General features: G+C 42.0%; 28 protein-coding genes and 1 riboswitch. Of the genes, 10 read left to right on the top strand and 18 right to left on the bottom strand.

Annotated features, from left to right (window positions below):
* Positions 1-79: 79 nt before the first annotated feature.
* Positions 80-355, bottom strand: coding sequence for a YtzC family protein (locus MHI16_RS13865; protein WP_034665376.1), 276 nt, complete (start codon positions 353-355; stop codon positions 80-82).
* A gap of 152 nt (positions 356-507) precedes the next feature.
* On the opposite strand from MHI16_RS13865, the gene MHI16_RS13870 reads away from it, so the two are divergent.
* Both MHI16_RS13870 and MHI16_RS13875 read left to right on the top strand, forming a co-directional pair.
* The gene (locus MHI16_RS13870; protein ID WP_012010971.1) at positions 508-1,473 is read left to right on the top strand and encodes a TIGR01212 family radical SAM protein; all 966 of its coding nucleotides are present in this window, start codon (positions 508-510) and stop codon (positions 1,471-1,473) included.
* Positions 1,470-2,045, top strand: a complete 576-nt coding sequence (locus MHI16_RS13875) for a class I SAM-dependent methyltransferase (RefSeq protein WP_058015003.1) — start codon at positions 1,470-1,472, stop codon at positions 2,043-2,045. Before MHI16_RS13870 ends, MHI16_RS13875 begins: the two co-directional genes overlap by 4 nt.
* A gap of 15 nt (positions 2,046-2,060) precedes the next feature.
* Here the strand turns inward: MHI16_RS13875 and MHI16_RS13880 are convergent, their stop codons facing one another.
* Together MHI16_RS13880 and MHI16_RS13885 are read right to left on the bottom strand one after the other, a co-directional pair.
* On the bottom strand, positions 2,061-3,140 hold the full coding sequence (locus MHI16_RS13880; RefSeq protein ID WP_058015002.1) for a tetraprenyl-beta-curcumene synthase family protein: 1,080 nt from the start codon (positions 3,138-3,140) through the stop codon (positions 2,061-2,063).
* 30 nt (positions 3,141-3,170) lie between these two features.
* Positions 3,171-3,950, bottom strand: a complete 780-nt coding sequence (locus tag MHI16_RS13885) for an alpha/beta hydrolase (RefSeq protein WP_058015001.1) — start codon at positions 3,948-3,950, stop codon at positions 3,171-3,173.
* A 45-nt stretch (positions 3,951-3,995) separates the two neighbouring features.
* Between MHI16_RS13885 and MHI16_RS13890 the strand changes: the two genes are divergently transcribed.
* On the top strand, positions 3,996-4,511 hold the full coding sequence (locus MHI16_RS13890; protein WP_058015000.1) for a gamma carbonic anhydrase family protein: 516 nt from the start codon (positions 3,996-3,998) through the stop codon (positions 4,509-4,511).
* Between the two features lie 141 nt (positions 4,512-4,652).
* Here MHI16_RS13890 and asnB read toward each other — a convergent pair whose 3' ends face one another.
* Entirely contained in the window at positions 4,653-6,551 is a 1,899-nt protein-coding gene (asnB, locus tag MHI16_RS13895; RefSeq protein ID WP_061409202.1) for an asparagine synthase (glutamine-hydrolyzing), read from the bottom strand.
* A 148-nt stretch (positions 6,552-6,699) separates the two neighbouring features.
* On the bottom strand, positions 6,700-7,902 hold the full coding sequence (metK, locus tag MHI16_RS13900; RefSeq protein WP_058014998.1) for a methionine adenosyltransferase: 1,203 nt from the start codon (positions 7,900-7,902) through the stop codon (positions 6,700-6,702).
* A 194-nt stretch (positions 7,903-8,096) separates the two neighbouring features.
* Positions 8,097-8,230: riboswitch (SAM riboswitch) on the bottom strand.
* 226 nt (positions 8,231-8,456) lie between these two features.
* On the opposite strand from metK, the gene pckA reads away from it, so the two are divergent.
* Complete coding sequence (pckA, locus tag MHI16_RS13905) at positions 8,457-10,043, top strand: phosphoenolpyruvate carboxykinase (ATP) (RefSeq protein WP_012010978.1); 1,587 nt, start codon at positions 8,457-8,459, stop codon at positions 10,041-10,043.
* Positions 10,044-10,088: 45 nt separating this feature from the next.
* On the opposite strand, the gene MHI16_RS13910 is transcribed toward pckA, so the two are convergent.
* From MHI16_RS13910 to MHI16_RS13935, 6 genes are read right to left on the bottom strand one after another with little or no spacing between them, the layout of a single operon-like run.
* Positions 10,089-10,331 carry a DUF2584 domain-containing protein gene (locus MHI16_RS13910; RefSeq protein ID WP_003217584.1) on the bottom strand — a complete coding sequence of 81 codons (243 nt, stop codon included), beginning with the start codon at positions 10,329-10,331 and terminating at the stop codon, positions 10,089-10,091.
* Positions 10,332-10,370: 39 nt separating this feature from the next.
* Positions 10,371-11,165 (bottom strand): prolyl oligopeptidase family serine peptidase, encoded by a 795-nt coding sequence (locus MHI16_RS13915; protein WP_058014997.1) that lies wholly within the window; start codon positions 11,163-11,165, stop codon positions 10,371-10,373.
* Between the two features lie 26 nt (positions 11,166-11,191).
* Positions 11,192-12,673, bottom strand: a complete 1,482-nt coding sequence (gene crtI / locus MHI16_RS13920; protein WP_058014996.1) for a phytoene desaturase family protein — start codon at positions 12,671-12,673, stop codon at positions 11,192-11,194.
* Positions 12,670-13,797: a glycosyltransferase gene (locus MHI16_RS13925; RefSeq protein WP_058014995.1), complete on the bottom strand. Its 1,128-nt coding sequence runs from the start codon at positions 13,795-13,797 to the stop codon at positions 12,670-12,672. The genes crtI and MHI16_RS13925 overlap by 4 nt, the downstream gene beginning before the upstream one ends.
* Positions 13,782-14,528 (bottom strand): lysophospholipid acyltransferase family protein, encoded by a 747-nt coding sequence (locus tag MHI16_RS13930; RefSeq protein WP_058014994.1) that lies wholly within the window; start codon positions 14,526-14,528, stop codon positions 13,782-13,784. Before MHI16_RS13930 ends, MHI16_RS13925 begins: the two co-directional genes overlap by 16 nt.
* A complete protein-coding gene (locus tag MHI16_RS13935) occupies positions 14,497-15,225 on the bottom strand; it encodes a carotenoid biosynthesis protein (protein WP_058014993.1) in 729 nt (242 codons plus the stop codon). The genes MHI16_RS13930 and MHI16_RS13935 overlap by 32 nt, the downstream gene beginning before the upstream one ends.
* A 173-nt stretch (positions 15,226-15,398) precedes the next feature.
* Between MHI16_RS13935 and MHI16_RS13940 the strand changes: the two genes are divergently transcribed.
* The 3 genes from MHI16_RS13940 to MHI16_RS13950 are packed head-to-tail and all read left to right on the top strand — an operon-like array spanning position 15,399 to position 17,967.
* A complete protein-coding gene (locus tag MHI16_RS13940; protein WP_058014992.1) occupies positions 15,399-16,400 on the top strand; it encodes an ABC transporter substrate-binding protein in 1,002 nt (333 codons plus the stop codon).
* A 15-nt stretch (positions 16,401-16,415) separates the two neighbouring features.
* Complete coding sequence (locus MHI16_RS13945) at positions 16,416-17,186, top strand: ABC transporter ATP-binding protein (RefSeq protein WP_058014991.1); 771 nt, start codon at positions 16,416-16,418, stop codon at positions 17,184-17,186.
* The gene (locus tag MHI16_RS13950) at positions 17,173-17,967 is read left to right on the top strand and encodes an ABC transporter permease (protein ID WP_058014990.1); all 795 of its coding nucleotides are present in this window, start codon (positions 17,173-17,175) and stop codon (positions 17,965-17,967) included. Before MHI16_RS13945 ends, MHI16_RS13950 begins: the two co-directional genes overlap by 14 nt.
* A gap of 31 nt (positions 17,968-17,998) precedes the next feature.
* Here MHI16_RS13950 and ytkD read toward each other — a convergent pair whose 3' ends face one another.
* Positions 17,999-18,475 carry an RNA deprotection pyrophosphohydrolase gene (ytkD, locus tag MHI16_RS13955; RefSeq protein ID WP_034665337.1) on the bottom strand — a complete coding sequence of 159 codons (477 nt, stop codon included), beginning with the start codon at positions 18,473-18,475 and terminating at the stop codon, positions 17,999-18,001.
* A 248-nt stretch (positions 18,476-18,723) separates the two neighbouring features.
* Here ytkD and MHI16_RS13960 point away from each other — a divergent pair, with 248 nt between their 5' ends.
* Positions 18,724-19,377 (top strand): TerD family protein, encoded by a 654-nt coding sequence (locus MHI16_RS13960; protein WP_342497991.1) that lies wholly within the window; start codon positions 18,724-18,726, stop codon positions 19,375-19,377.
* A 21-nt stretch (positions 19,378-19,398) separates the two neighbouring features.
* A complete protein-coding gene (locus MHI16_RS13965) occupies positions 19,399-20,190 on the top strand; it encodes an AIM24 family protein (protein ID WP_058014988.1) in 792 nt (263 codons plus the stop codon).
* A 29-nt stretch (positions 20,191-20,219) separates the two neighbouring features.
* Here the strand turns inward: MHI16_RS13965 and MHI16_RS13970 are convergent, their stop codons facing one another.
* From MHI16_RS13970 to MHI16_RS13985, 4 genes are all read right to left on the bottom strand, one after another.
* Entirely contained in the window at positions 20,220-20,528 is a 309-nt protein-coding gene (locus MHI16_RS13970; RefSeq protein ID WP_003217683.1) for a hypothetical protein, read from the bottom strand.
* A gap of 43 nt (positions 20,529-20,571) precedes the next feature.
* Positions 20,572-20,976: a phage holin family protein gene (locus tag MHI16_RS13975; protein WP_003217754.1), complete on the bottom strand. Its 405-nt coding sequence runs from the start codon at positions 20,974-20,976 to the stop codon at positions 20,572-20,574.
* A 156-nt stretch (positions 20,977-21,132) separates the two neighbouring features.
* Positions 21,133-21,324, bottom strand: a complete 192-nt coding sequence (locus tag MHI16_RS13980; protein ID WP_003217712.1) for a hypothetical protein — start codon at positions 21,322-21,324, stop codon at positions 21,133-21,135.
* 125 nt (positions 21,325-21,449) lie between these two features.
* Complete coding sequence (locus MHI16_RS13985; RefSeq protein ID WP_058014987.1) at positions 21,450-21,887, bottom strand: Dps family protein; 438 nt, start codon at positions 21,885-21,887, stop codon at positions 21,450-21,452.
* A 131-nt stretch (positions 21,888-22,018) separates the two neighbouring features.
* Between MHI16_RS13985 and ytzI the strand changes: the two genes are divergently transcribed.
* On the top strand, positions 22,019-22,165 hold the full coding sequence (gene ytzI / locus MHI16_RS13990) for a YtzI protein (protein WP_041815877.1): 147 nt from the start codon (positions 22,019-22,021) through the stop codon (positions 22,163-22,165).
* 8 nt (positions 22,166-22,173) lie between these two features.
* Here ytzI and MHI16_RS13995 read toward each other — a convergent pair whose 3' ends face one another.
* Both MHI16_RS13995 and MHI16_RS14000 read right to left on the bottom strand, forming a co-directional pair.
* A complete protein-coding gene (locus MHI16_RS13995; RefSeq protein ID WP_058014986.1) occupies positions 22,174-22,608 on the bottom strand; it encodes a FixH family protein in 435 nt (144 codons plus the stop codon).
* Positions 22,609-22,723: 115 nt separating this feature from the next.
* Positions 22,724-23,197, bottom strand: a complete 474-nt coding sequence (locus MHI16_RS14000) for an S-ribosylhomocysteine lyase (RefSeq protein WP_003217624.1) — start codon at positions 23,195-23,197, stop codon at positions 22,724-22,726.
* Between the last annotated feature and the right edge of the window lie 62 nt (positions 23,198-23,259).

Genomic DNA, 23,259 nt, shown 5'->3' on the forward strand with positions numbered 1-23,259 from the left:
ATACAATATAGACACTCAAATAAAAAGTCAATAGCCTTTCAAAAAATAAAAAACAGACCCTTAAAAAAGGATCTGTTCATCATTCGTTGTCGTAAGAAATACCTAAAATCATTTGATTTTGTAAGCTTTGAATTTGAACACGTGCTCTGTCTAACCGCTCTCTTTGCTGGTCATTGGCGACATCCTTTAATTTTTCTAATTCGTTCACCGCATCTTCCAGCATAAGCTGCGCCTTAGAAAATTCATCCTCATTATAATGCTCTTGACGTAAGTTCAAATCAAATTGCTCATTTGCAAACTCAAGGGTTTCAGTACTTTTTTGGATAAATTCATCGATTGACTGCCTTGTTGCCATCCTGCATTCCCTCCATTTCATCATTGCTCCCGCCTATTTTGCCCACGTAAAGCTTTTTCACTAAAGAAAATGTTGGACAGATTCAATTGTCCTCCTTCATGATTTTTGTTAAACTTTAAGGATGCCTATTATTACGCAAGGAGGTTACTGACTTGGATCAGCATAACCCTTTTTTATATTCAAACAGCGAAAAACGCTACCACACATGGAACTATCATTTGCGAGAACACTTTGGTCATAAAGTATTTAAAGTGGCCTTAGATGGCGGCTTTGACTGCCCAAACCGTGATGGTACTGTAGCCCATGGAGGCTGTACATTTTGCAGTGCCGCAGGATCTGGTGACTTTGCAGGAAACCGGGCGGATGATCTCGTCACTCAATTTAACGAAATCAAAGACCGGATGCATACAAAATGGAAAGACGGAAAATATATGGCGTATTTTCAGGCGTATACAAACACACACGCCCCGCTTCCTGTTTTAAAGGAAAAATTTGAAACCGTGATGAATTTGGATGGTGTGGTTGGTTTATCTATTGCGACAAGACCTGACTGCCTGCCAGATGACGTGGTGGAGTACTTAGCTGAATTAAATGAGCGCACTTATCTTTGGGTAGAGCTTGGTCTTCAAACGGTTCATGAACGGACAGCGATGCTTATTAACCGTGCCCATGATTATGAATGCTACGTAGAAGGTGTAGAAAAACTGCGAAAACACGGCATTCGTGTCTGCTCGCATATCATCAACGGCTTGCCTCTTGAAAACCGTGACATGATGATGGAGACAGCAAAAGCTGTTGCTGATTTAGATGTGCAAGGAATTAAAATTCATTTGCTTCACCTTTTAAAAGGAACCCCAATGGTCAAGCAATACGAAAAAGGCAAATTGGAGTTTCTCAGCCAGGAGGAATATGTCCAGCTTGTTTGTGATCAGCTGGAGATCCTGCCGCCAGAAATGATTATTCATCGTATTACAGGGGATGGCCCGATTGAATTAATGGTTGGTCCAATGTGGAGTGTAAACAAGTGGGAAGTATTAAATGCCATTAATGCTGAGCTTGAAAGACGTAACAGCTACCAAGGCAAACGTTTCGTCAGATTGGAAGAAGCAGCAAAATGATCTTGAAACGCATGCTCCCTTTTAGTAAAGAGCTATTAGAACGGGCTTGTCAAAAAGGCGATGTCGTCATTGATGCAACGATGGGAAATGGCCACGATACACTCTATTTAGCTGATCTTGTCGGTCATGATGGACAAGTTTTCGCATTCGACGTACAAGAAGAAGCCATACTGCAGACACGCAAAAGGCTTGGCGAGGGATATCCTTATGTTCACCTGATTCACGATGGTCATGAAAAACTGGCTCAACACCTGCCAAGAGATGTTTATGGATATATCTCAGGTGCGGTGTTTAACCTTGGGTACTTGCCCGGAGGCGATAAAGCCGTCACCACTCAGGCCCATACAACCATTGAAGCCATTGAGCAGCTCCTCAACTGGCTTAAACCAGGAGGTCTGATCGTCCTTGTGATTTATCATGGACACCCCCAAGGGAAAAGAGAAAAAGAAGTACTTCTCGACTATTGCAGATCACTTCCTCATGAAGAGGTGCAAGTTTTATCATATCAATACATGAATATTCAAAACGACCCGCCTTTTGTGGTCGCCATTGAAAAAAAGCTCAAATCCTAATGGATTTGAGCTTTTTTATGAGGATTTCATCCAAGGCATTTTCTGATAGGTCCGGTAAGCTCTTCCGTTGATATAGAAAAAGAACGATGTTTTCCCGCTTGATCTGATCAGCCGTTTTGCCAGCTTATTCATCTCTTTTTGGGCTGTTACTTTTTCATCGGATAAATAGACTGCCAATAATCCTCTGTTAATCAATTTGTGAAAGTTTTCGTGCGGAATGCCTTTCAGCTGCTCATCCGCTTTTTCAATAAAATGCTGAAGTCTATCCATCATCTCATGATGAGAAGCATAGTAGGAGCAAAAGTTCAGATCTCCCCCAAGCCTATCTTCTTCTTGGTCAATTAAATAATCAAGTAAAATGTGCAGACCTTGAATATAAGGGAAATAGCTTTCGTAAATTTGCTTCGCCTGCTTTTCTGTAAAGTTCGGCTGCAGCGCGTACGCCACAAGACAGAAAATCCCTAACGTTGATCCTGCACAAGCTGAAAATTCATACCATTCCATCTTAGGTAAATCCTTTTCATATTGGCGGAACCACGATTCTAGCCGCGGCACACGCTCATGAGGAACGACGTGTTTATGTACTTGCAAATCACTGTAGTAATCGCACAGCGTGTGTAAATATGGCTGAATGATCGGATAATGCTTAAGGCGCGACAGCACGTCTTGGCATGTGCGGACAAGCGCATGTAAATACCCATGATCCTCTTGATCATCACGGAATTGGTAGTAAGACTTGAGCTCAGCATGAATATCAAGCGCATCTCTCATTGCTTGATGCAGCATATGAAAATCTTTTGGATCAAGCGACGTACTGCGGTCACATAGGTTATCTAAGTAATCACTGATGGTTTGATACGCCACAATGAATTCAATACATGTTTCTTTCGCCTCACCTGCTAGAAGAGATAAAATGCCTCCGCCTTCGCAGTGAAAGGTTTTACTCGATATGCTCGCTAATGCCTGTGTACGCAGTTCTTCATTTTCAATCATTTCTGCATGAGCCCGCCACTTTTTCAGCTCCTGATGCACAAGCGGAAAAATATCTTTATACACCTTGGTCATCAGTGCAAAAGGACGCTCCGGTACTGACAAATCAATCCACCCCTAACTTAAAGCTCACCATCAAATATATTGATCTGTAAAGGCTCTTGCTGCCTTAAACACATCTTCTCTTTCCGGTTCATTAAAAATTTCGTGATACAGGTCTTCCCATTCACGATATGACTTATTGGTTGATTCAATGCCATTGAACCATTTGATCACCCTCGTTTTATCGACAATCTTATCATCGCCCGCCTGCATTAAAAGGAGCGGAATCGATTTAAAGACATTCGTTGGCTGCATGGCCGCATCAATATTTTTGATCAGCTCTCGGTACCAGCGAACCGACACTTTTGTTACGTAAAGGGAATCATTTGAGTCTGCCTCAATCACAGCCTGATTTCGTGTGGCTAGTTCAATCGACAGTCCTGACTCGACTTTAAAAGACGGTGCCAGCACATTTAGACCTTTTGATGCAAAATCCATTAGCTTCTTTGGTTTAAATTGCAGACCTAAACAAGGTGATGATAAAATAAGGCCATCAATCTTCGTATGGGTATACTGCTTGACCCACTCAATTGAAACGAGTCCGCCCATACTGTGACCAAGTAAAAAAGTAGGAAGCCTGAATGATTTCGCATGTTCGATCCATTCATCTACTGTATCAATGTATTCTTGAAACGAACGAATGTGGCCGCGCGCACGTGTCGATGTCCCTTGCCCAGGCAGGTCACCCATGACGACGTGATAGCCGGCATTTCGCCACATTTCGATCAGCCATTTATAGCGGCCGTGATATTCGCTCGCACCATGTACAATCACAATTGTACCAACTGGTCTTTCAGCATGCCAAGTCCACAAAGTAAACACCTCACAAATGTTGTATTAAGAAGGGAAGTCGAAAAAGTGATTTATCCATATCATCAGTTTACACCTGAGATTCACGAATCGGTCTTTGTCGCAGAAAACGCCACCATTACTGGAGATGTCACGATTGGAGAATATTCAAGCGTTTGGTTCCAAACGGTCATTAGAGGCGATGTCGCTCCTGTGAGAATTGGAAAAAACGTCAATATTCAAGATTTATCCTGTCTGCATCAAAGTCCTGGAAAAACACTTCTTATAGAAGATGGTGCTACCATTGGACACCAAGTCACATTACATAGCTCAATCATTCGAAAAAATGCCCTCATAGGTATGGGGTCTATCATTCTCGATGGTGCAGAAATTGGCGAAGGTGCCTTTATCGGTGCAGGTAGTCTTGTCCCTCAAGGAAAGGTTATTCCAAAAGGATCACTCGCTTTCGGCCGTCCAGCCAAGGTCGTCCGTCAATTAACAGATGAAGATATCCAAGACATGGACAGAATCCGTAGAGAATATGTAGAAAAAGGACAATACTATCGTTCCCTTATATCCCGTTAACATCATACGCGTATCTTCACTTTATCATGTTTTTTTCAGGATATTAAGCAATAACTATGAACCGCTTGTTATTTTACCCTTTTCCACCGCTTTCTATCATGACAAAAAAGGTTTTCAGCACAAAGCTGAAAACCTTTTTTATTAACTAAAGATGACTTCTTTCGGTTGGTGATTCAACTGCTCTGGATCAATGCTGCGCTCTACATAAATGCTGTGCCAAATCATAAAGATAAGGACGGTCCAAATCTTACGGCTATGATCTGCTTTACCAGCACAATGCTCATTTAATAAATCAAGCACATACTCTTTGTTAATGTATTCATCTGTTTGACTGTTTTTGATGATGTCTTTCGCCCAAGCATTCATCTCATTTTTCAGCCAATGACGAATTGGCACAGGGAAACCAAGCTTTTTACGGTTTAACACGTGGTCAGGCACAATGCCTTCTGCTGCTTTACGCAATAAATATTTCGTTGTGCCATCTTTTGTTTTCAGCTCTTCTGGAATTTTAGAAGCCGCTTCAAAAACGACCTTATCAAGGAATGGAACACGAAGCTCAAGAGAATTCGCCATCGTCATCTTGTCTGCTTTCAATAAGATGTCTCCGCGCATCCACGTATGGATATCAACATATTGCATTTTGTTAATATCACTGTAGCCTGCGCTTTCCTCAAAGTATGTCTTCGTTACGTCACGATACGTGATGCTTGGATCATAATGCTTTAAGAGGTTTTTCTTCACTGGCTCTTCAAAGATTTTCGCATTACCGATATAACGTTCCTCTAATGGCGTACAGCCGCGAACGATAAAGCTCTTCCCTTTCATTCCTTCTGGCATTAAACGAGCCAGACGAAGAAGAAGCTTTTTCAGCATAGATGGAACAGATTCAAATGGTTTAAGAGAAAGAGGCTCACGGTAAATATTATATCCACCGAACAGCTCGTCCGCTCCTTCACCTGAAAGAACTACCGTCACTTGTTTCTTCGCTTCTTTTGCCACGAAATACAATGGAATCGCCGCCGGATCTGCTAATGGATCGTCTAAATGCCAGACAATCTTCGGAAGCTCATTCATATATTCCTCTGGAGTAATAACGGCGCTGAAGTTTTGTAAGCCTAGCTTATCAGCTGTTTCCTTCGCAACATCAACTTCACTAAAACCATCCTGCTGGAAACCAACAGAGAATGTCTTTAGCTCCGGGTGCAATTCCTTTGCGACAGACACGATGAAGGAAGAATCAATACCACCTGAGAGGAATGAACCAACAGGTACATCACTTCTCATGTGAACTTTCACAGAATCATAGATGGCATCGCGTACTTCTTCAATTAACTTCTGTTCTTGTGTTTGCTCAGGCTTGAATTGAACTTTCCAGTATGTCTTAAATTCGATCTCCTGTCCTGGGCGTAAAATAAACTGATGACCAGGCTCAACTTTATGCACCTTTTGATCGAGCGTATTTGGCTCAGGAACGAATTGGAACGACATGTACTGCTGCAATGAAGTCTCATCAAATAAAATGTTCTCGTTCACAGCCATCAAGCTTTTGCGCTCAGACGCAAAGTACACTTGCTCATCCATTTGTGTAAAATAAAGCGGTTTGATGCCAAAAGGATCTCTTGCGCCATATAATTGCTGCGCTTCTTTGTCCCAAATTAAAAAGGCAAACATGCCGCGAAGCTTAGAAGCCGCCTCTTCTTTATAATGACGGTATGTGGCAAGCAGTACTTCCGTATCAGAATCTGTGCTGAACGTATAGCCCTTTTTCACAAGCTCTTCCTTCAGCTCCACATAGTTATAAATTTCTCCATTAAAAATAATCCAATACTTTTCATCTTCATAAGAAAGCGGCTGCTTTCCGTGCTCAACATCTATAATACTTAAACGTCTAAATCCAAATCCTACATGCTCATCATGAAAGTAACCCTCATCATCCGGACCACGGTGAACGATGAGACGATTCATTTGTTTAATTAACTCTTCCTGCTCAGTAGTTTCGGACAATGGACGGTGATTAAACACACCAACAAACCCACACATATTATTGCCTCCACGTTATGTTATTTCTTAAAAGTAGACCTATAATTAGACAGTTATTTGTCCGATTTTGTTTCACATTTTTTCGCTTTTTGTAGAATTTTTTTTAATCAAAAGGAAAACCGCTTAAAATAAGCGGTTTTATATGTTGTTATTGTCCTAATGCTTCTTTACGAAGTGTATCGGCCTTATCCGTTTTTTCCCACGGAAGATCTAAATCATGACGGCCGAAATGTCCGTATGCAGCTGTTTGTTTGTAGATCGGACGACGCAGGTCAAGCATTTTAATAATGCCAGCTGGACGAAGATCAAAGTTCGCACGAACCACTTCAATTAATTTTTCTTCAGAAGCTTTTCCTGTTCCGAAAGTATCAATTGAAATCGAGACAGGCTGTGCAACACCAATTGCATAAGCAAGTTGTACTTCACAAGAATCAGCAAGGCCTGCAGCTACGATGTTTTTCGCTACGTAACGAGCAGCGTATGCCGCTGAACGGTCAACCTTTGTTGCGTCCTTCCCAGAGAAAGCACCGCCGCCATGACGAGCGTATCCGCCATACGTATCAACGATGATTTTACGTCCAGTTAAACCAGCATCCCCTTGAGGTCCACCGATCACGAAACGACCAGTTGGGTTAATAAAGTATTTTGTCTGTTCATCAATTAGTTCACTTGGAACGACAGGGTTGATGACATGCTCTTTTAAGTCGCTTTGAATTTGTTCAAGCGTCACTTCTGGTGCATGCTGCGTAGAAATAACCACTGTATCAATACGAACAGGTTTATTTTGATCATCATATTCTACTGTTACTTGTGTTTTTCCATCTGGACGTAGATAAGCAAGTGTTTGATCCTTGCGAACTTCAGTTAAACGAAGAGATAATTTATGCGCTAGTGAAATCGGAAGCGGCATAAGTTCTTCGGTTTCGTTGTTGGCAAAACCAAACATCAATCCTTGGTCACCTGCACCGATCGCATCAAGTTCTTCTTCAGTCATTGTGCCTTCACGTGCTTCAAGCGCTTTGTCTACACCTTGCGCAATATCAGCAGACTGTTCATCAATGGATGTGAGCACTGCACATGTTTCCGCATCAAAACCATATTTCGCACGTGTGTAGCCAATTTCCTTAATCGTGTCACGCACCGTCTTTGGAATATCGACATAAGTAGACGTTGTAATTTCTCCGCTTACTAATACGAGACCCGTTGTAACAGAAGTTTCACAGGCAACACGTGCATTTGGATCTTTCTTTAAAATTTCATCCAAAATGCTGTCTGAAATTTGATCACAGATTTTATCCGGATGTCCTTCCGTCACTGATTCTGAAGTAAATAAACGACGATTTTGACTCATAATGGCTATTTCCTCCTGTACAAGACCACATCATCCCAAGATGAGGTCTCCAATATGATACGGAACTCGTTCCCTCTTATATTTGAAAACGTTTCTATTAGAGATGTTATTGGCAATTTGTTCATATGATATCCCAAAATAAAAAAACCATTTCCTTCATTGCGAGGAAAGGGTCTGAGATCGCATGCCTTTCACTCTTATCGCTCAAGGTGTTCTTGTACCTTGCATCAGGTTAGCACCTTGGTTTCTCAGCATATTCATGCCTTTTCATAAGAAACCGGTTGCTGGGCTTCATCGGGCCTGTCCCTCCACCAACTCGGGATAAGAGTATCCGTTCAATAAGATATCTTATCTTAAACACTTGCGTCATGTCAATGCTTCATCAGAATTATCTTCCCTTTTTTTCACCTCAATATTAGCATCACCAAAAAGCATATTTTCATAGCAGAAATGAAAAAACACACACAAAAATATTTAAATAGTATAGACTATTCTTATGAATGTGTTATACTAATCGAAACAAAACAAATTCAACGGTAAAGGAAGGGTTTTTTATGAACTCAGTGGATTTAAAAGAAGATTTGCAGTCATTGCTCTCATTAGAAAATACGCACCAAAATTTATCTGTTCCGAAACTTGTTGAAAAGATTTTGGCACGTGATGAAGGCGTTTTAACATCAACAGGAGCTGTCCGTGCTACAACGGGTGCCTACACAGGACGTTCGCCTAAAGATAAATTTATCGTGAAAGAAGAAAGCTCTGAACATAAAATTGATTGGGGTCAAGTCAACCAGCCGATTTCTAAAGAAGCATTTGACCGTTTATATACAAAAGTTGTGTCATACTTAAAAGAACGTGATGAACTATTCGTCTTTGAAGGATTTGCCGGCGCAGATGAAAGATACCGTATGCCAATTACAGTGGTAAACGAATTTGCATGGCACAATCTCTTTGCAAAACAGCTATTCATCAGACCTGACGGATCAACACCTTCTTCAAACGAAAAACCTTTCACCATCTTATCTGCACCGCATTTTAAAGCAGATCCTGAAACAGATGGCACAAACTCTGAAACGTTTATTATCGTTTCTTTTGAAAAACGCACCATTCTGATCGGTGGAACAGAATATGCTGGAGAGATGAAAAAGTCCATTTTCTCTGTCATGAACTACCTGCTTCCTGAGCAAGATATTTTATCTATGCACTGCTCAGCAAACGTTGGTCAAGAAGGCGATGTCGCACTATTCTTCGGCCTTTCAGGTACTGGGAAAACGACACTTTCTGCAAGCGCAAGCCGCAAGCTGATCGGTGATGATGAACATGGCTGGTCTGGCTCAGGAGTCTTCAATATTGAGGGCGGATGCTATGCGAAATGTGTGAACTTAAGCGAAGAAAAAGAACCGCAAATCTACAAAGCCATCAGCTTCGGATCAGTTCTTGAAAATGTTGTACTTGATGAAGAAACACGTGAAGCGGATTATGATGACACATTCTTTACTGAAAACACACGAGCTGCTTACCCAATCGAAATGATTGATAACATCGTGAAGCCAAGTATCGCAGGACACCCATCTGCCATTGTCTTCTTAACAGCTGATGCATTTGGCGTTTTACCTCCAATCAGCCGTTTAACAAAAGAACAGGCGATGTACCATTTCTTGAGCGGTTACACAAGTAAATTAGCAGGAACTGAGCGCGGTGTCACATCACCAGAAACGACATTCTCTACTTGCTTCGGTTCACCATTCTTGCCGCTTCCAGCTCACGTCTATGCTGAAATGCTTGGCAAGAAAATTGATGAGCACGGCGCTAAAGTATTCCTTGTGAATACAGGCTGGACTGGCGGAGGCTATGGTACAGGCAAACGTATGAACCTAGCGCATACAAGAGCAATGGTGCAAGCAGCGATCGAAGGCGACCTCGACAACGCCGAAATGATCACTGATGACATCTTTGGATTACACATCCCGCTTCATATTCCTGGCGTTCCAGATGAAGTGCTTCAACCATCTAAAACATGGGATGACCAAGAGGCTTATCAAGAAAAAGCACACTTCCTTGCCAATGAATTTAAAAAGAACTTCCAAAAATTCAGCCACGCAGCAAGTGACATTGAAGCCAAAGGCGGACCACTCGTATAATCAAATGACAAAAGCTGAGGGGAATCATTCCCTCAGCTTTTTTGGTTAGTTTGTTGAATGTAATGAAACGAGTCGGTAAGTGACCTTTGTCACATTGTCTGTAAGCTCCAGCTTTTCAACGTGTGCTGTCCCTGTTTTTTCTCCGTCTTTCGTTTTACGTACCTCAAGCGGAATATTTAATGGATAAATGCGGTATCCTTCCTTCATGAGTTCAAATACATTCTCTTCAATTCTTGTCTCTTTTCCCTTCGTGACAATCATTGTATTAAATTCAACAGGCATTCCCATATTGAAAATCCCCCTACTTTCTAAATTTCGTTATACTGCTTATTTTACCACATTTCCGCTTTTCCGGCTGTGCATCCACGTCGTCAGCCTTCTGACAATTTCCCGATTATGCTGTGGCGGAAAATAATGGTTGTATTCATGAAAATACCAAGTCTCCACTGACTTTCCGTGCTGGCGCAGCGCATCTTCTAATAAATACGCATGCTCAATGGATACATTCTGATCCTCTTCTCCATGGATGATGAGAACAGGCGCTTCAATTTTGTCCACATCGTTTAAAGGCGTTCTGTCCTCATAAGCCTCTGGCACCTTGTGCGGGGGACCGCCAATCACACGTTTCATCATCCTTCTCATATCCACACGTTCTTCATAGGTGAGCTTCATATCACTGACACCTCCCCATGTCACAAATGAAGCCGCCTCTTGCTTCATTTCGACAGCGGTCCAAATGCCCATAATGCCTCCGCGTGAAAAACCAAAGATATGAATACGATCCTGCTTCACCTTTTTGTGATGCTTTAACAATTGAAAGGCAGCAAAAGCATCTTTCCGGTCCTCTCCAGCAAAGTCTTCGTTCCCTTCGCCTCCTTGATTTCCTCTGTAAAAGGGCGCAAATACGACAAATCCCTGTGCGGCAAATTGCACAATTCGGCCTGGTCTCACCATTCCCACATTTTTTATACCGCCTCTTAAATACAAAAAGCCGTCATAACGACCTTCTTCGGCCGGTTCAGCGAGCAGCCCTTTGATCCGAAGTCCATCTGCCTCATAGGTCACTGTAAATAAGTGAATATGCGGATGGGGGGACGGAAACCTTCTTTTTTCCACAATCACTTGATTTCTCTCCTTTTCATCTGTTCTTACGTCAATTGCTTGATGATTGCTTCTGCGACAAGCTGACCCGATTTAGTCACCATTGGCGTGCCTCCGCCTGGATGACTTGTTCCTCCAACAAACCAAAGTCCTTCAATGTCCTTTGACTGATTATTGATACGGAAGAACGCCTGCTTGAACGAGTTGGAAGACATACCATAAATGGCTCCATGATATGCGCCCGTTTTCTGCTGCAGATCAAGCGGAGTTTGAACCGCTTCATATTCGGCCACCTTATCTAAATCAAAGAGGCCCTTTTCCTTTAATTTTGTTTTCACATGCTGCGAGTATGTCTCTCTTAGCATGTCCCAATCTTGCTCTTTTGTCACATAAGGCGCATTCGCCAGGACAAACAAGTTGCTTCTTCCCGGTCCTCCGCTTAAAGCTGGTTCTGAATGACCTGAATAACATATGTAAAGTGTCGGGTCCTGAGGCAGTTGTTTTTTCTGAAAAATATCCTTGAATTCTTGCTCATAATTCTCTGGGAAAAACACATTATGATGGGACAGCTGTTCATAGACCTTAGGTACACCTAATAAGAGAACAAAGCCAGATAATGACGGTTCAATGGCAGCAAGCTTTTGATTTAAAAAGCTTGGGCGGTCTTTTTCATCAATCAGATGGCGGTAGACAGTCAGCGCATCCGCTCCTGCAATGACTTGATCAGCTTCATACATCTGGTGAGCCGTTTCTACTCCTTTGATTCGCCGGTCCTTCACATGAATCTTGTTGACTTGTTCATTCAGGTGAATCTGTACACCTAATTCCTTTGCCAAAGTCTCAAATGCTTCAACTAAACGATATGTACCGCCCTTTATGCCATAAATTCCTTTCTCCCCTTCTAAATACGCCATCATATTAAAAATAGCCGGTGCCTCATAGGGAGAAGAGCCGATGTATGTCGCATACCGTCCAAACATCGCCAATGTATGCGGATGACGGAAATATTGTCGCAGCAAGCGTTGAACGGTTGTAAACGGTTTGACAGAGAGAAGTGCTTTCACGAGCTTTACATCCGCCTTATCCTTCCACGTCAATAACAAACGATTTAAAAACTGATCCTCAGCCAGTTCAAAAAGCATCTTTGATTCCTGTAAAAATGCACGGTATTGCTTCGCATCTTCAGGACTGAATGCTGCAATTTGTGATTCCATCTGCTCAATATTCGGTGTAAATTCAACCGTATGTCCATCTGAAAAAACATTTTTGGTCAGGGGAGAGATCGGATAAAATGTGACGTAATCCTCCATCCGTCTATGACAGGAAGCAAATACTTCCTCAAAGTATGACTTCATTGTAATGGTACTCGGTCCTAGATCAAAAGAATAGCCAGCCTCCTGATGGCGCTGCAATTTCCCGCCTAAAGCCGCTTCTTTTTCTAATATGGTGACCTGAACCCCGCGTGACTGTAAGCGGATCGCTGCTGATAATCCGCCAAGCCCGCCGCCGATGATGATCACTTTTTTCATTCGTACCTTCTCCCTTTCCATTCATACCCTTCTTTTTTCAGCCCGATTTTCATAGAAGCAAAGCCAATGGCGATCAGACTCAAAATGCTGACCGGTAATAAAAAGGCCATTGCAGATGTTCTTCCGTTCTCAATATCAATTGCCGCTTTGATCGACACACCTAGTCCATAGCAAAGAATCGCTAAGCATATACTCAGCACATCCAGCTGCATCAAAGCCATCATCAAACAAATGACAGGAGCCAAATAAAGCAGGGTGTATAAACAAAAGACACTGCTTAACAAAGCAATGCTTCGATTGACACCTGGGAATAAATTTTTCCGGTAGCCTTCCCAAACCTCTTGTCCGCTCTCGTACATTCTCATATACACAAATGGATGAATGCTTGCTAATGTGAACGGAAAGCCTTGTTCCTTCACCCGTTTAGCCAATGCCATATCATCCACTAGCGAATCCTTAATCGCTTCATGCCCGCCGATGTCGTGATAGCAATTCTTTTCAATGGCAATAAAGCCTCCATGCGCGGCGGCAAAAGCAGGATTCTTTGATTTTCTGACCCACTTCACAGGCAGATGACAGCCAATGGTAAACATCATCATGGGAACGACAAGATGCTCAAAAAATGTACCTGTTTTTTGTTCGGGGAAGCCTGATAGCATGCCCGTTTTTTGCGTGCATAACTGCTCATGCACAGCTTCAATTGCTCCCCGTTTCAACCGGACATCCGCATCTAAAAATAACAGCCAATCAGAAGCCGTTGCCTCAGCAAGCTGAGAACAAGCGTATGATTTCCCTAACCAGCCTTGCTTTAATACCCGGCCTGACTGCACACGAATCCATGGATATGTTTGTGAGAAGCGCTCCACAATCGCTCTTGTCTGATCTGTCGAATGATCATCAAGTACAACAACCTCTTTCGGATAAAGACGTTGTTCAACGATCGATTGAAGACAGGCTTCTATCCGTTTCTCCTCATTTCTAGCCGGAATCAGTATCGATAACGAAATACGTTCATCTGGCGAAAAGGAAGCGGGCTTTAACACGGGAAACTGCTTCATATTCCATATGGTAAATAGAAACTGACAAAGCAGCAGCACACTGATCACAGTTAAGAAGAACGCCATGTTCTCACCCACTTTTTAAAAGAATCAAACGCATCACTTGTTGACTGACTTGTCCTTGTGATCTGTTTAAATTCTTCGTTTATTGAAAAATCAGGATCTGCAATGATCTGTGATTGATGTCTGTTTAACTGCGTTTCAAGCAGATCGCCAAGCATACGCGTCATATCCTTGCTTCGCAGGGAGCTTCCAGATACGATGGCATCATCACCGAACACAACAGAAACTATCGGCTTTTGATATTGATTAAATGTATACTGCAAGGTTACAGGCTTCACCACGACTTGTTCAAATTGTCTCACTAAAAAAGAAGCCCCGCCTTCAAGTTCAAGCGGTCTCACGTCCTGATGCATAATTTTCCCCTGTGGAAAAAGCCATACCGCTCCGCCGTTCTGCATGTTCTCTTTTGCTGTCATTAAAGCTTGCTTCACGCTTCTGAGATTCTCTTTATGAACCGGAAACGCCCCAAGCTTACGGAAAAAAGCATATTGCTTCAGCTGCTTCTCTTCCATCATCATGTAGTGATTAAGCTCAGACGCTTTTTCTGTTAAAAGAAAAATGATTAATCCATCCCACCATGAGCTATGATTGGCGAGATAAAGAACAGGCAGGTTTCCCTTCGGGTCCACCGAGCCTTTCATCATGACACAGCGGAAATGCTTATGGAGTAAATATCGCTCAAGATAAAGTGAAAATAGACGTCTAAACGATCGGCTTTTGTCGCTTTCTTTCAAATCGAACCCTTCCTTCACACAAAATGACAATGATCAGTGCTAAATAAAAAATGACATCGAGTCCGCCCTTTAATGCCAAAAGACCAAAAAAGAACACCATCGCCTGATAAATGCGGCTCGTCCAGCTGAGTGCCTTTTGATCAATTGAGACAAGCGGGAAAAGAAATGAAAGACCTGCTCCAATCATACCCCAGCTTACAAAATTCTCAAAAGGAATACCATAAAACCCACCGCCGTCATACCATACCCAAAACCTCCGCTCAGCTGCTACTGGATCTAATATGAGGTCAAGCAACACAATCCATATCCCCGTTTCGACGGCTCGTCTCCACTTTGACTGCTGACTGGATAAAAAAAGGCTGTTTAAAAACACGCCAACCCAAGCAAACGCAATAGTTAACGGCACCCCCGCCACTAGAAAGCCTAGCGTCGGATAATAGTCATAGGCCCCAAACGGAAATCCCGTTGTGATCCCTATCCACTCCACCGTAAATGTAAGCACTCCGACAATGGCTGCCCTTTTGATGACAAACCCCCATGAGCCATAAATCTGTCGCCCAATCTCGATGACGCAGCAAGCATACAGTACAAGAAAGATTCCGTTTGCAAACTGAAGCCATGCTGGCACTTCAAAAAAGACCATTAAGATCAGACCTACTACATACCATCCAACAAATACCCAACTCAATCTATACACGAAACCGCTCCTTTATTTCTGCCAAATTCAAGAAAGCCTTCATGCCTCTAGTATAGAAAAAAAGACGCGTTCTATAAATAAACAATGCGCTTCTTATTTTCGTCTAGGCACTCACCAAAAATCCCTTTTCACATACTTTAATAGTGATCTAGAACAAAGGAGGCGAATTACTCTTGAATCGTTCCATCAAAGTCAGACTGGCATTCATCGTCGTCGTCCTGCTCTTTATTCCATTTGTCGCCTGTAAAAAAGAACAAGAGCAGACCGTACAAGTAGCCGAGGTGACCCATTCGGTCTTTTATGCTCCGTTATATGTCGCCTTATCAAAGGATTTCTTCAAAGAAGAAGGCCTGGAGGTTGAACTGAAAACTACTTGGGGCGGCGATAAAACGATGACAGCTCTCTTATCAGGCGGTGCTGATATCGCCTTGACCGGGTCTGAATCCTCTATCTATGTAGAGGCTCAAGACACAAAGGATTCTGTCATGAACTTTGCACAGCTGACACAAACAGACGGCACATTTCTTGTTTCAAGGGAGAAAGTAAACCAGTTCTCTTGGGATCAATTGAAAGGAAAAGACTTCTTAGGACAGCGGAAAGGCGGCATGCCGCAAATGGTCGGTGAATATGTCTTGAAAAAAGAAGGCATTGATGTAAAAAAGGATCTTCGTATGATTCAAAATATTGATTTTGCCAACATTTCAGGTGCGTTCTCCTCTGGAACTGGCGATTTTGTGCAGTTATTCGAACCGACCGCTTCCTTACTTGAAAAAGAAGGCAAAGGGTACATTACCGCCTCCTTTGGAGAAGCTTCTGGCAAGGTGCCATATACCACCTTCATGGCAAAGAAGAGTTACTTAGAGGAAAACAAAGAGACCGCCGAAGCCTTCACCCGAGCCATTTACAAAGCGCAGAAATGGGTAGAAACCAAGCAGCCTGAGGAGATCGCAAAGGCCATTCAATCTCATTTTCCTGATACAGATCTTGCTGTCTTATCAACTGCCATCAAACGCTACAAACAACAAGATTCCTATGCAACAGATCCTTTTCTAAATGAAGAGGAATGGAACAAATTGCAGGAAATCATGAAGGAGAGCGGAGAATTGCCGGAATTTATCCCGTACAAACAACTTGTCGATTCATCCATTGCAAAGAAGGTCACAGATCACAAATAGAATAGGAGGTAGCACATGTCTTTCCTTCAAATTGACCATGTGACCCATACGTACTTCTCTTTAAAAGAAAAAACAACGGCTATACAGCACATCAATATGGAGATAGACCAAGGTGAATTCATCTCATTTATTGGTCCCAGCGGCTGCGGGAAAACCACCTTGCTGTCTATCATCGCAGGAATTACACCGCCCTCTGAAGGTCGAATTTTAATCGAAGGAAAAGAACCAAATCAACAGGAGCATCAAATCGGCTACATGCTTCAGCAAGATTATTTATTTCCTTGGAAGACCATCAAGGAAAATGTGATTCTCGGGTTAAAAATTGCGAAACAAGATTCACATGAGTCCGTCTCAGCTGCCCTTGATTTACTGCCAAAGCTTGGACTGCATGAAGTCGAGGAAAAATATCCGAAGGAGCTGTCTGGCGGAATGAGGCAGCGTGCGGCTCTCGCCCGAACGCTTGCAGTTGATCCCGGTCTGCTTTTACTAGATGAGCCATTTTCAGCCCTAGACTACCAAACCAAACTCACATTAGAAGATCTCGTCTTTCACACATTAAAAGACTATCAAAAAACAGCAGTCCTTGTGACACATGACATCGGTGAAGCCATTGCAATGAGTGACCGCATTTTCTTATTCTCAAAGCATCCAGGCTCTATCCAGCGAATCTTTACCGTTCCAGACGACATAAGGGCTCTCTCTCCTTTTGAAGCGAGACAGACCCCGCATTTCCAAGAGCTCTTTCAAACGATTTGGAAGGAGCTGAAAACAGTTGAAACACAGTGACCTTTTACATGAAGCCTATCGCAAAAAATACCGAATGGAAAAACGGATCACACGTATCTATCAGCTCATCATATTCGCCAGCTTCTTTTCGCTTTGGGAGCTTGCCAGTCATTTCAGATTCATTGATCCGCTCATTTTCAGTTCACCATCTGCGGTCTGCCATTTGTTTGTGCAAAAAATTCAAGATGGTTCTTTAATGAATCATATGAGTATTACATTATTTGAAACGGTGCTCGGTTTTCTACTTGGTACCTTTTGCGGCATTTTGCTCGCTGCCGCCTTATGGTGGTCTACTCGATTAGCAAACGTTCTTGACCCTTATTTAGTCATTTTAAATGCCATGCCGAAAGTTGCCCTCGCCCCCATTTTAATTGTTGCCCTTGGACCTGGTATGATCAGCATCGTCGCCATGGGTGCGATCATTAGTGTGATCATTACGACGATCGTCATTTACACTGCCTTTCAAGAGGTCGATGAGAATTATTTAAAGGTGATGAAAACCTTTGGCGCGAACAAAAGCGTCGTCTTTCGTGAGGTCATTTTGCCAGCTAGTATTCCAACGATGATTTCTGCCATCAAAGTGAATGTCGGTCTTTCTTGGGTTGGAGTCATTGTAGGGGAATTTCTTGTATCCTCAAAAGGGCTCGGCTACATGATTATTTACGGCTTTCAAGTCTTCAACTTTACACTCGTGTTCTTAAGTCTTTTCATTATTGCGGTGTTTGCGACCATCATGTACCAGCTTGTGGAATGGCTCGAACGCCGTTTTCTCCAAAAATAAAAAAAGCACAGGGAGATCTCCCTGCGCTTTTTTAACGAATCAAACCGTTCTTTTCTAAATAAGCAAGACTTTGTCTTAACACATCATCTTTCATAATAAAACTGAAATTCTTATTTTTTGCGATGGATCTTGGCAAGTCTGCGAAAAGAACAGGTCCTTTTGTTTCAAAATACGTGTCTTGCTTCACTAGCCTTTCAATATCAGCGAAATAAATATTTTTTACGATGACCTTTTCTCTGCCTAGCACCTGATATTGGCCAATATACGTTAATTCACGAACAACAGCACCCGTCTCTTCTTGAATCTCACGTATAGCGGCTTGATCCGCTTCTTCATTTGGCTCAACTTTCCCTCCTGGAAACTCATAGCCCCGATCCTCATGTTCAGTGAGCAGCCATTTCCCCTGGTAACGGCATATGGCCCAGACATGCTTTGGATGACTTGAAAAAGGCTTCTCTTCAAAGGAGAGCTTGACCGTATTATGATAATAGTCTTTAAATACATGCATGTGAAATCCCTCATATCCTGTCCTTGCTTCTTGTAAAACATCATACCACAGATCACATTTCTCTGAAGAATTTTTATCAAAAGTGAAACAAACGAGTGGTTTCATTTCGTCTGTATTTAATATAAGGTATTGTTGCTAAAACCTTTTTATCATCCCCAACTTCACCCTATTTTAATCATGAAACCTTTTATCCCTTGATGACGTAAATCAATGAGTGTTTGTCCTATTACGACGAGGAGGAAAACAGCATGAGGATAACAAATGGGTCAAAACAAGAGAAAGACCAAGCGCTTACACCCAGTAAAATCAAAAAAGAAGACGCACCTCATGAGGTGATCAACAAACACCTCATCAAAGGGCAAAAGCTAGATTTAACAAAAAACAATCCAAATATCGACCAAATTCAAATCGGGCTTGGCTGGGATTTGGCTGGCCAGCCAATTGATTTAGATACGCAAGTGTTTCTCTTAAATGAAGAGGACAAACTGTTGTCTCCAAGCCATCTGATCTATTATCATCAGCAGCAAAGCTTAGACGGAGCTGTTCGCCATCTTGGTGATCATCAAGTTGGCGGTGGGTATCGAGACAATGAAATGATCATTATGCAATTAAGCAGAGTCTCTCCAAATATTCATAAAATCGTTGTTACAGCTACGATACATGATGCACACGAGCGCAAGCATCATTTTGGACAAGTGACGAACGCTAACGTGCATCTGACTGATCAAATCTCACAACAAGAAATTTGTACCTTTCAATTAACAGAAGATTATTCATATTGTACCTCCATCATTTGCGCTCAACTCATAAGAGATGAGGAAGAATGGAAAATCATCGCAACCGGGCAAGGAACTACGCTAGATTTAAATGATTTATGCCGCATCTACGGATTCACATCTTGACGCAGAAAGGAGCCAGCACCAATGGGATTTCATTTCACCACAATAGAAGAACTTACTTTACAAGCAGAAGGCAGCGGAATCTTTTTTGCGAAAAAAGGCGCAATGATTGCCGATCAAGGTACGTTTCAATACCGCAAACGACTCCTCGGAACAAACAAAGGAAATATGGTCAGTCAAGTATTTAACCATATCAGCAGGAAATTGACAGGTGAAAACCTTGAAGTGATGGAGGTCAGTGGACAAGGTACTTGTTATTTAGCTGATTCCAGCGAGCACGTGACAGTGATTAATCTTGAGCCGAGCGGTCCTTGGCAGCATGTAAGTGTAGAAAGTGAGGATTTACTTGCCTTTACTGAGGAATGTCATTACGGCGTGACACCAGTAGGCGTAGGGATTTTATCACAGAAAGGACTGTTTACATCAAAGCTCTCCTATCAAGGCCACGGGGCGCAGGTCGCCATTAAAACAAATGGAAACCCGCTCATTTTAAAAGCCCCTTGCCGTGTAGATCCTGACGCCATTGTCGCTTGGACTGGTAAAGCACCGAAGGTCAAATTAGATGTGAACTGGAAGACCCTCATCGGACAAACATCTGGTGAATCCTACTTATTTGAGTTCCAAGAACAAGACCAAATTGTCATTATCCAGCCATCTGAGCGGACATCCGGCTTACGGGTTGGTTTAGATGATAACCGTTACAAGCCTCAGAGCCAGAGCTCCTCTCATGAATTCACGAATTCACAGACATCTCAGCAAGAGAATAGAGGCGGGCTTAGTGACCTGATCGGAGGCATCTTACAACCGCGAAAATAAAAGCATGTAGAAAATCTCTACATGCTTTTTCAATTCATTAATCCATTTGTTTCAATAAAGTTCTTTGTCTCTTCATTTCCGAGCTCGAAAATCATTGAGTATATCTCTTTTCTTTTTCGATCCATTTCATCATTCGGACTGTCATAATGATATTCAAGATACGGAACATGCGCTCGAAAGAAGCCTTTCCAATCTGTCATATACTGTTCATCGAAATAGTCTCTCAGCTGCAAAATTTGATCATCGTCTGCTTCTATTTGAAATTGCCAAGCCGCAGCATCTCTATGCTGCGATATCGATCCATCCTGTACGGATACATAATATGTGTGTCTCGTCATCTGATTCATCCTTTTTCCTTTAGTATGACCAGATATGAAGAAATTACGGCTTCTTGCGCAATTTATTTTTTAACATGTCCAACACATCAATAAACAACTGTGGAATGGGAATTCCGAGGGCATTGGCTGTCGAGACGATTTGGTAAGATTCATAAATAATATAAAAGATGATCGCTAAATCCTTAATCATCCCATTTGTCTTCAGCATGACATCGAAGAAATGCGCCATGGATATTAGAGAGACCGTCACAATCTTTCGAACAAGCCGCGTAGAAAAACGTTTCATTGTGAGCTGTCCTGTCAAAGATTCTCTTAGGCTTGAACAAATTAATTCAATGGCCATGAGTGTTACTAATATCATCAGTAAATATCCTGCTCCACCAAACAGAAAGCCCATCGCTGACAAACTGACTGTAAACAACGAAAAGATGCCTAAATCCTTGCTCACTTGGCATCAACATCCTTTCAAAGTGGAACTCCTTACCTCAATAGTATATGCCAGATCTTCGCAATAGCTTGGACGACAAAAAATAAAGGCGTCGCCTTTTCAATCAGACAGAGTGATGACAAGAAAAAAAGCCGCCTTGTGTGGCGGCTTCCATCTTTAGACTCTCACATCAATAAAGCGAGCGTCTGAATCCTTTGGCTGAACAGCTTGAGGCTGCTGCTGAACTTGATCCAGCATGACCATGGCTTGTGCTGTATTCGTAGCAAGCTGTGAATTCAACAAACTAATATTAAGTGTTTTTTGAATGCTCGCGACTTGCTGACTCATCATTCCTGCAATAGAAGACATCTTCTCCCCTCCCTTCTCTTTTCTCTTCGGCTGAAAGCCCTATGATTTCAATGGGCTGTCTGTCACGATTCCAACAAAAAAGGAATGTCGATCTCTTAACGATCGACATTCCTTCCACATACGTATTATCCTAAAAATGCTTTAAGCATCCAGTTGTGTTTCTCGATAGATTGATGAATCGCAAGTAACATATCACCTGTTGTTTCATCGCCAACTTCTCCAGCCAGCTCCATTCCTTGTTTTAATTCCTCAGCGATATTGGAGAAATCATCATATAGATTTTTCACCATTTGCTCCGCTGATTCATTACCTTCAGCTTCTTGAATGCTAGAAATTTCTAAGCATTCTTTCATTGTTGCAACAGGCTGTCCATTTAAAGCAAGCATACGCTCAGCCAAATCATCAATGTATGTCGCTGTTTCTGTATAAAGTTCTTCAAATTTCTCATGGAGTGTAAAGAAGTCTTTTCCCTTTACGTACCAGTGATAGTTATGTAATTTTACGTAAAGCACAGTCCAATCTGCTACTTGTTTATTGACGACGTGTAATAATTTTTCAGACATGTTTATTCCTCCTTATGTAATTGCGTTTAGTATGAGAATACCCTTTTCCTATTATACTGAAACCTGCGATGAATTTCTTCTATTTTGGCTGCATGAAATATATGTTAATATGGAAATAAGGAGGGAGTTAGATGCTGCTACTTGGGATTATCAGCTTTATCATTATCTCAATCGTTGTCTTTTTATCGCTGTGGACAACATCGAAGGCTTATGAATATAAGCATAAAATCGATACACCACAGGATGCTGAACCAAACCAACGTCCTAACCCGAAATAAAATGCCATTTAATGATGTGAAGTTTCTTCTTCAGTAGATGAACTCTCTTTTTTCACATCACCTACTTGAATGTTCGTCTTTGGCATATTATGCTGCTGTTTAGCTGTCACATGGACTTGTATGATATAAAGGCCATCTTTTTTAAAGGCTGTATGCAATTCATATACACCTTTATTCTCTTTCTTTGGCTGAATCATCTTGCTGTTATCCTTATCGCCATCTTTCCACACTTCAAATTGAACTTCGTCTGCATCATCGACAGGCGTATCACCATATGTGACAGCTGCTTTTACTATAACGCTTTCATTTTTCTCCACTTGTTCAGGTCCTGTAAGCTTCACTTCTAATAGCTCAGGTACCTCCCCTTTTTCACTATTTGCTGCAGAGTTCCCACATGCACTTAGTAACAAGAGCATCAATATCATTCCCAACATTTTTCGCATCCCGAGTTCCCCCTTCTTTTACTGACATGTCCATTTTAACAAATATCCCCTATTTTGACATCTCATGATCGAATACAAAAAAAACCGGACATCATCATGTCCGGTTTATGATTGATTAGCCAAATACTTTGAGAAGCTCTTCTTGATCTTGAGAAAGCCAGAAACGCATCAAACGTTTTGCCCCTTCAAGGTCATGAAGCTTCGCTTGACCGCATTGCTCTTCGTTTGCCGCAGGAATTTCTGTTACTTCAACTGCATCCTTGAATGTTGCATCAAGAAGCTCAACGATTTCTTTTGGAGTTGGTGCACCACTGACCACTAAATAGTAGCCTGTCTGACAGCCCATTGGAGATATATCAATGATATCAAAATGGTCGTATTTCTCTGAGTGTGTTCTAATGTTAAACGCAAGTAAATGCTCTAATGTATGAATCGTATCAGGTTTCATCGCTTGCTTGTTTGGCTGACAAAAACGAATATCAAATTTATTGACTTCTCCATCTGATCCCACTTTATGAACGCCACAATGACGAACGTATGGCGCTTTTACAGCATTATGATCAAGTTCAAAGCTTTCTACTGAAGGCATAATCACCACTCCTATAATTGCAATTTCCTATATTATAACATATTTCTCCGACCAGTTTAGTT

The organism is Bacillus sp. FSL K6-0923 (assembly GCF_038630825.1).
Classification (GTDB): domain Bacteria; phylum Bacillota; class Bacilli; order Bacillales; family Bacillaceae; genus Bacillus; species Bacillus pumilus.

Coding starts and splice junctions, on each gene's coding strand:
- MHI16_RS13985 (WP_058014987.1), bottom strand. CDS start 21,887: ATGTCTGAAAAATTATTACACGTCGTCAATAAACAAGTAGCAGATTGG.
- metK (WP_058014998.1), bottom strand. CDS start 7,902: ATGAGTCAAAATCGTCGTTTATTTACTTCAGAATCAGTGACGGAAGGA.
- ytkD (WP_034665337.1), bottom strand. CDS start 18,475: ATGCATGTATTTAAAGACTATTATCATAATACGGTCAAGCTCTCCTTT.
- asnB (WP_061409202.1), bottom strand. CDS start 6,551: ATGTGTGGGTTTGTTGGTGTGTTTAATCACCGTCCATTGTCCGAAACT.
- pckA (WP_012010978.1), top strand. CDS start 8,457: ATGAACTCAGTGGATTTAAAAGAAGATTTGCAGTCATTGCTCTCATTA.
- MHI16_RS13995 (WP_058014986.1), bottom strand. CDS start 22,608: ATGCGAAAAATGTTGGGAATGATATTGATGCTCTTGTTACTAAGTGCA.
- MHI16_RS13945 (WP_058014991.1), top strand. CDS start 16,416: ATGTCTTTCCTTCAAATTGACCATGTGACCCATACGTACTTCTCTTTA.
- MHI16_RS13875 (WP_058015003.1), top strand. CDS start 1,470: ATGATCTTGAAACGCATGCTCCCTTTTAGTAAAGAGCTATTAGAACGG.
- MHI16_RS13925 (WP_058014995.1), bottom strand. CDS start 13,797: ATGGCGTTCTTCTTAACTGTGATCAGTGTGCTGCTGCTTTGTCAGTTT.
- MHI16_RS13970 (WP_003217683.1), bottom strand. CDS start 20,528: ATGACGAGACACACATATTATGTATCCGTACAGGATGGATCGATATCG.
- MHI16_RS13865 (WP_034665376.1), bottom strand. CDS start 355: ATGGCAACAAGGCAGTCAATCGATGAATTTATCCAAAAAAGTACTGAA.
- MHI16_RS13980 (WP_003217712.1), bottom strand. CDS start 21,324: ATGTCTTCTATTGCAGGAATGATGAGTCAGCAAGTCGCGAGCATTCAA.
- MHI16_RS13965 (WP_058014988.1), top strand. CDS start 19,399: ATGGGATTTCATTTCACCACAATAGAAGAACTTACTTTACAAGCAGAA.
- crtI (WP_058014996.1), bottom strand. CDS start 12,673: ATGAAAAAAGTGATCATCATCGGCGGCGGGCTTGGCGGATTATCAGCA.
- ytzI (WP_041815877.1), top strand. CDS start 22,019: ATGCTGCTACTTGGGATTATCAGCTTTATCATTATCTCAATCGTTGTC.
- MHI16_RS13910 (WP_003217584.1), bottom strand. CDS start 10,331: ATGGGAATGCCTGTTGAATTTAATACAATGATTGTCACGAAGGGAAAA.
- MHI16_RS13960 (WP_342497991.1), top strand. CDS start 18,724: ATGAGGATAACAAATGGGTCAAAACAAGAGAAAGACCAAGCGCTTACA.
- MHI16_RS14000 (WP_003217624.1), bottom strand. CDS start 23,197: ATGCCTTCAGTAGAAAGCTTTGAACTTGATCATAATGCTGTAAAAGCG.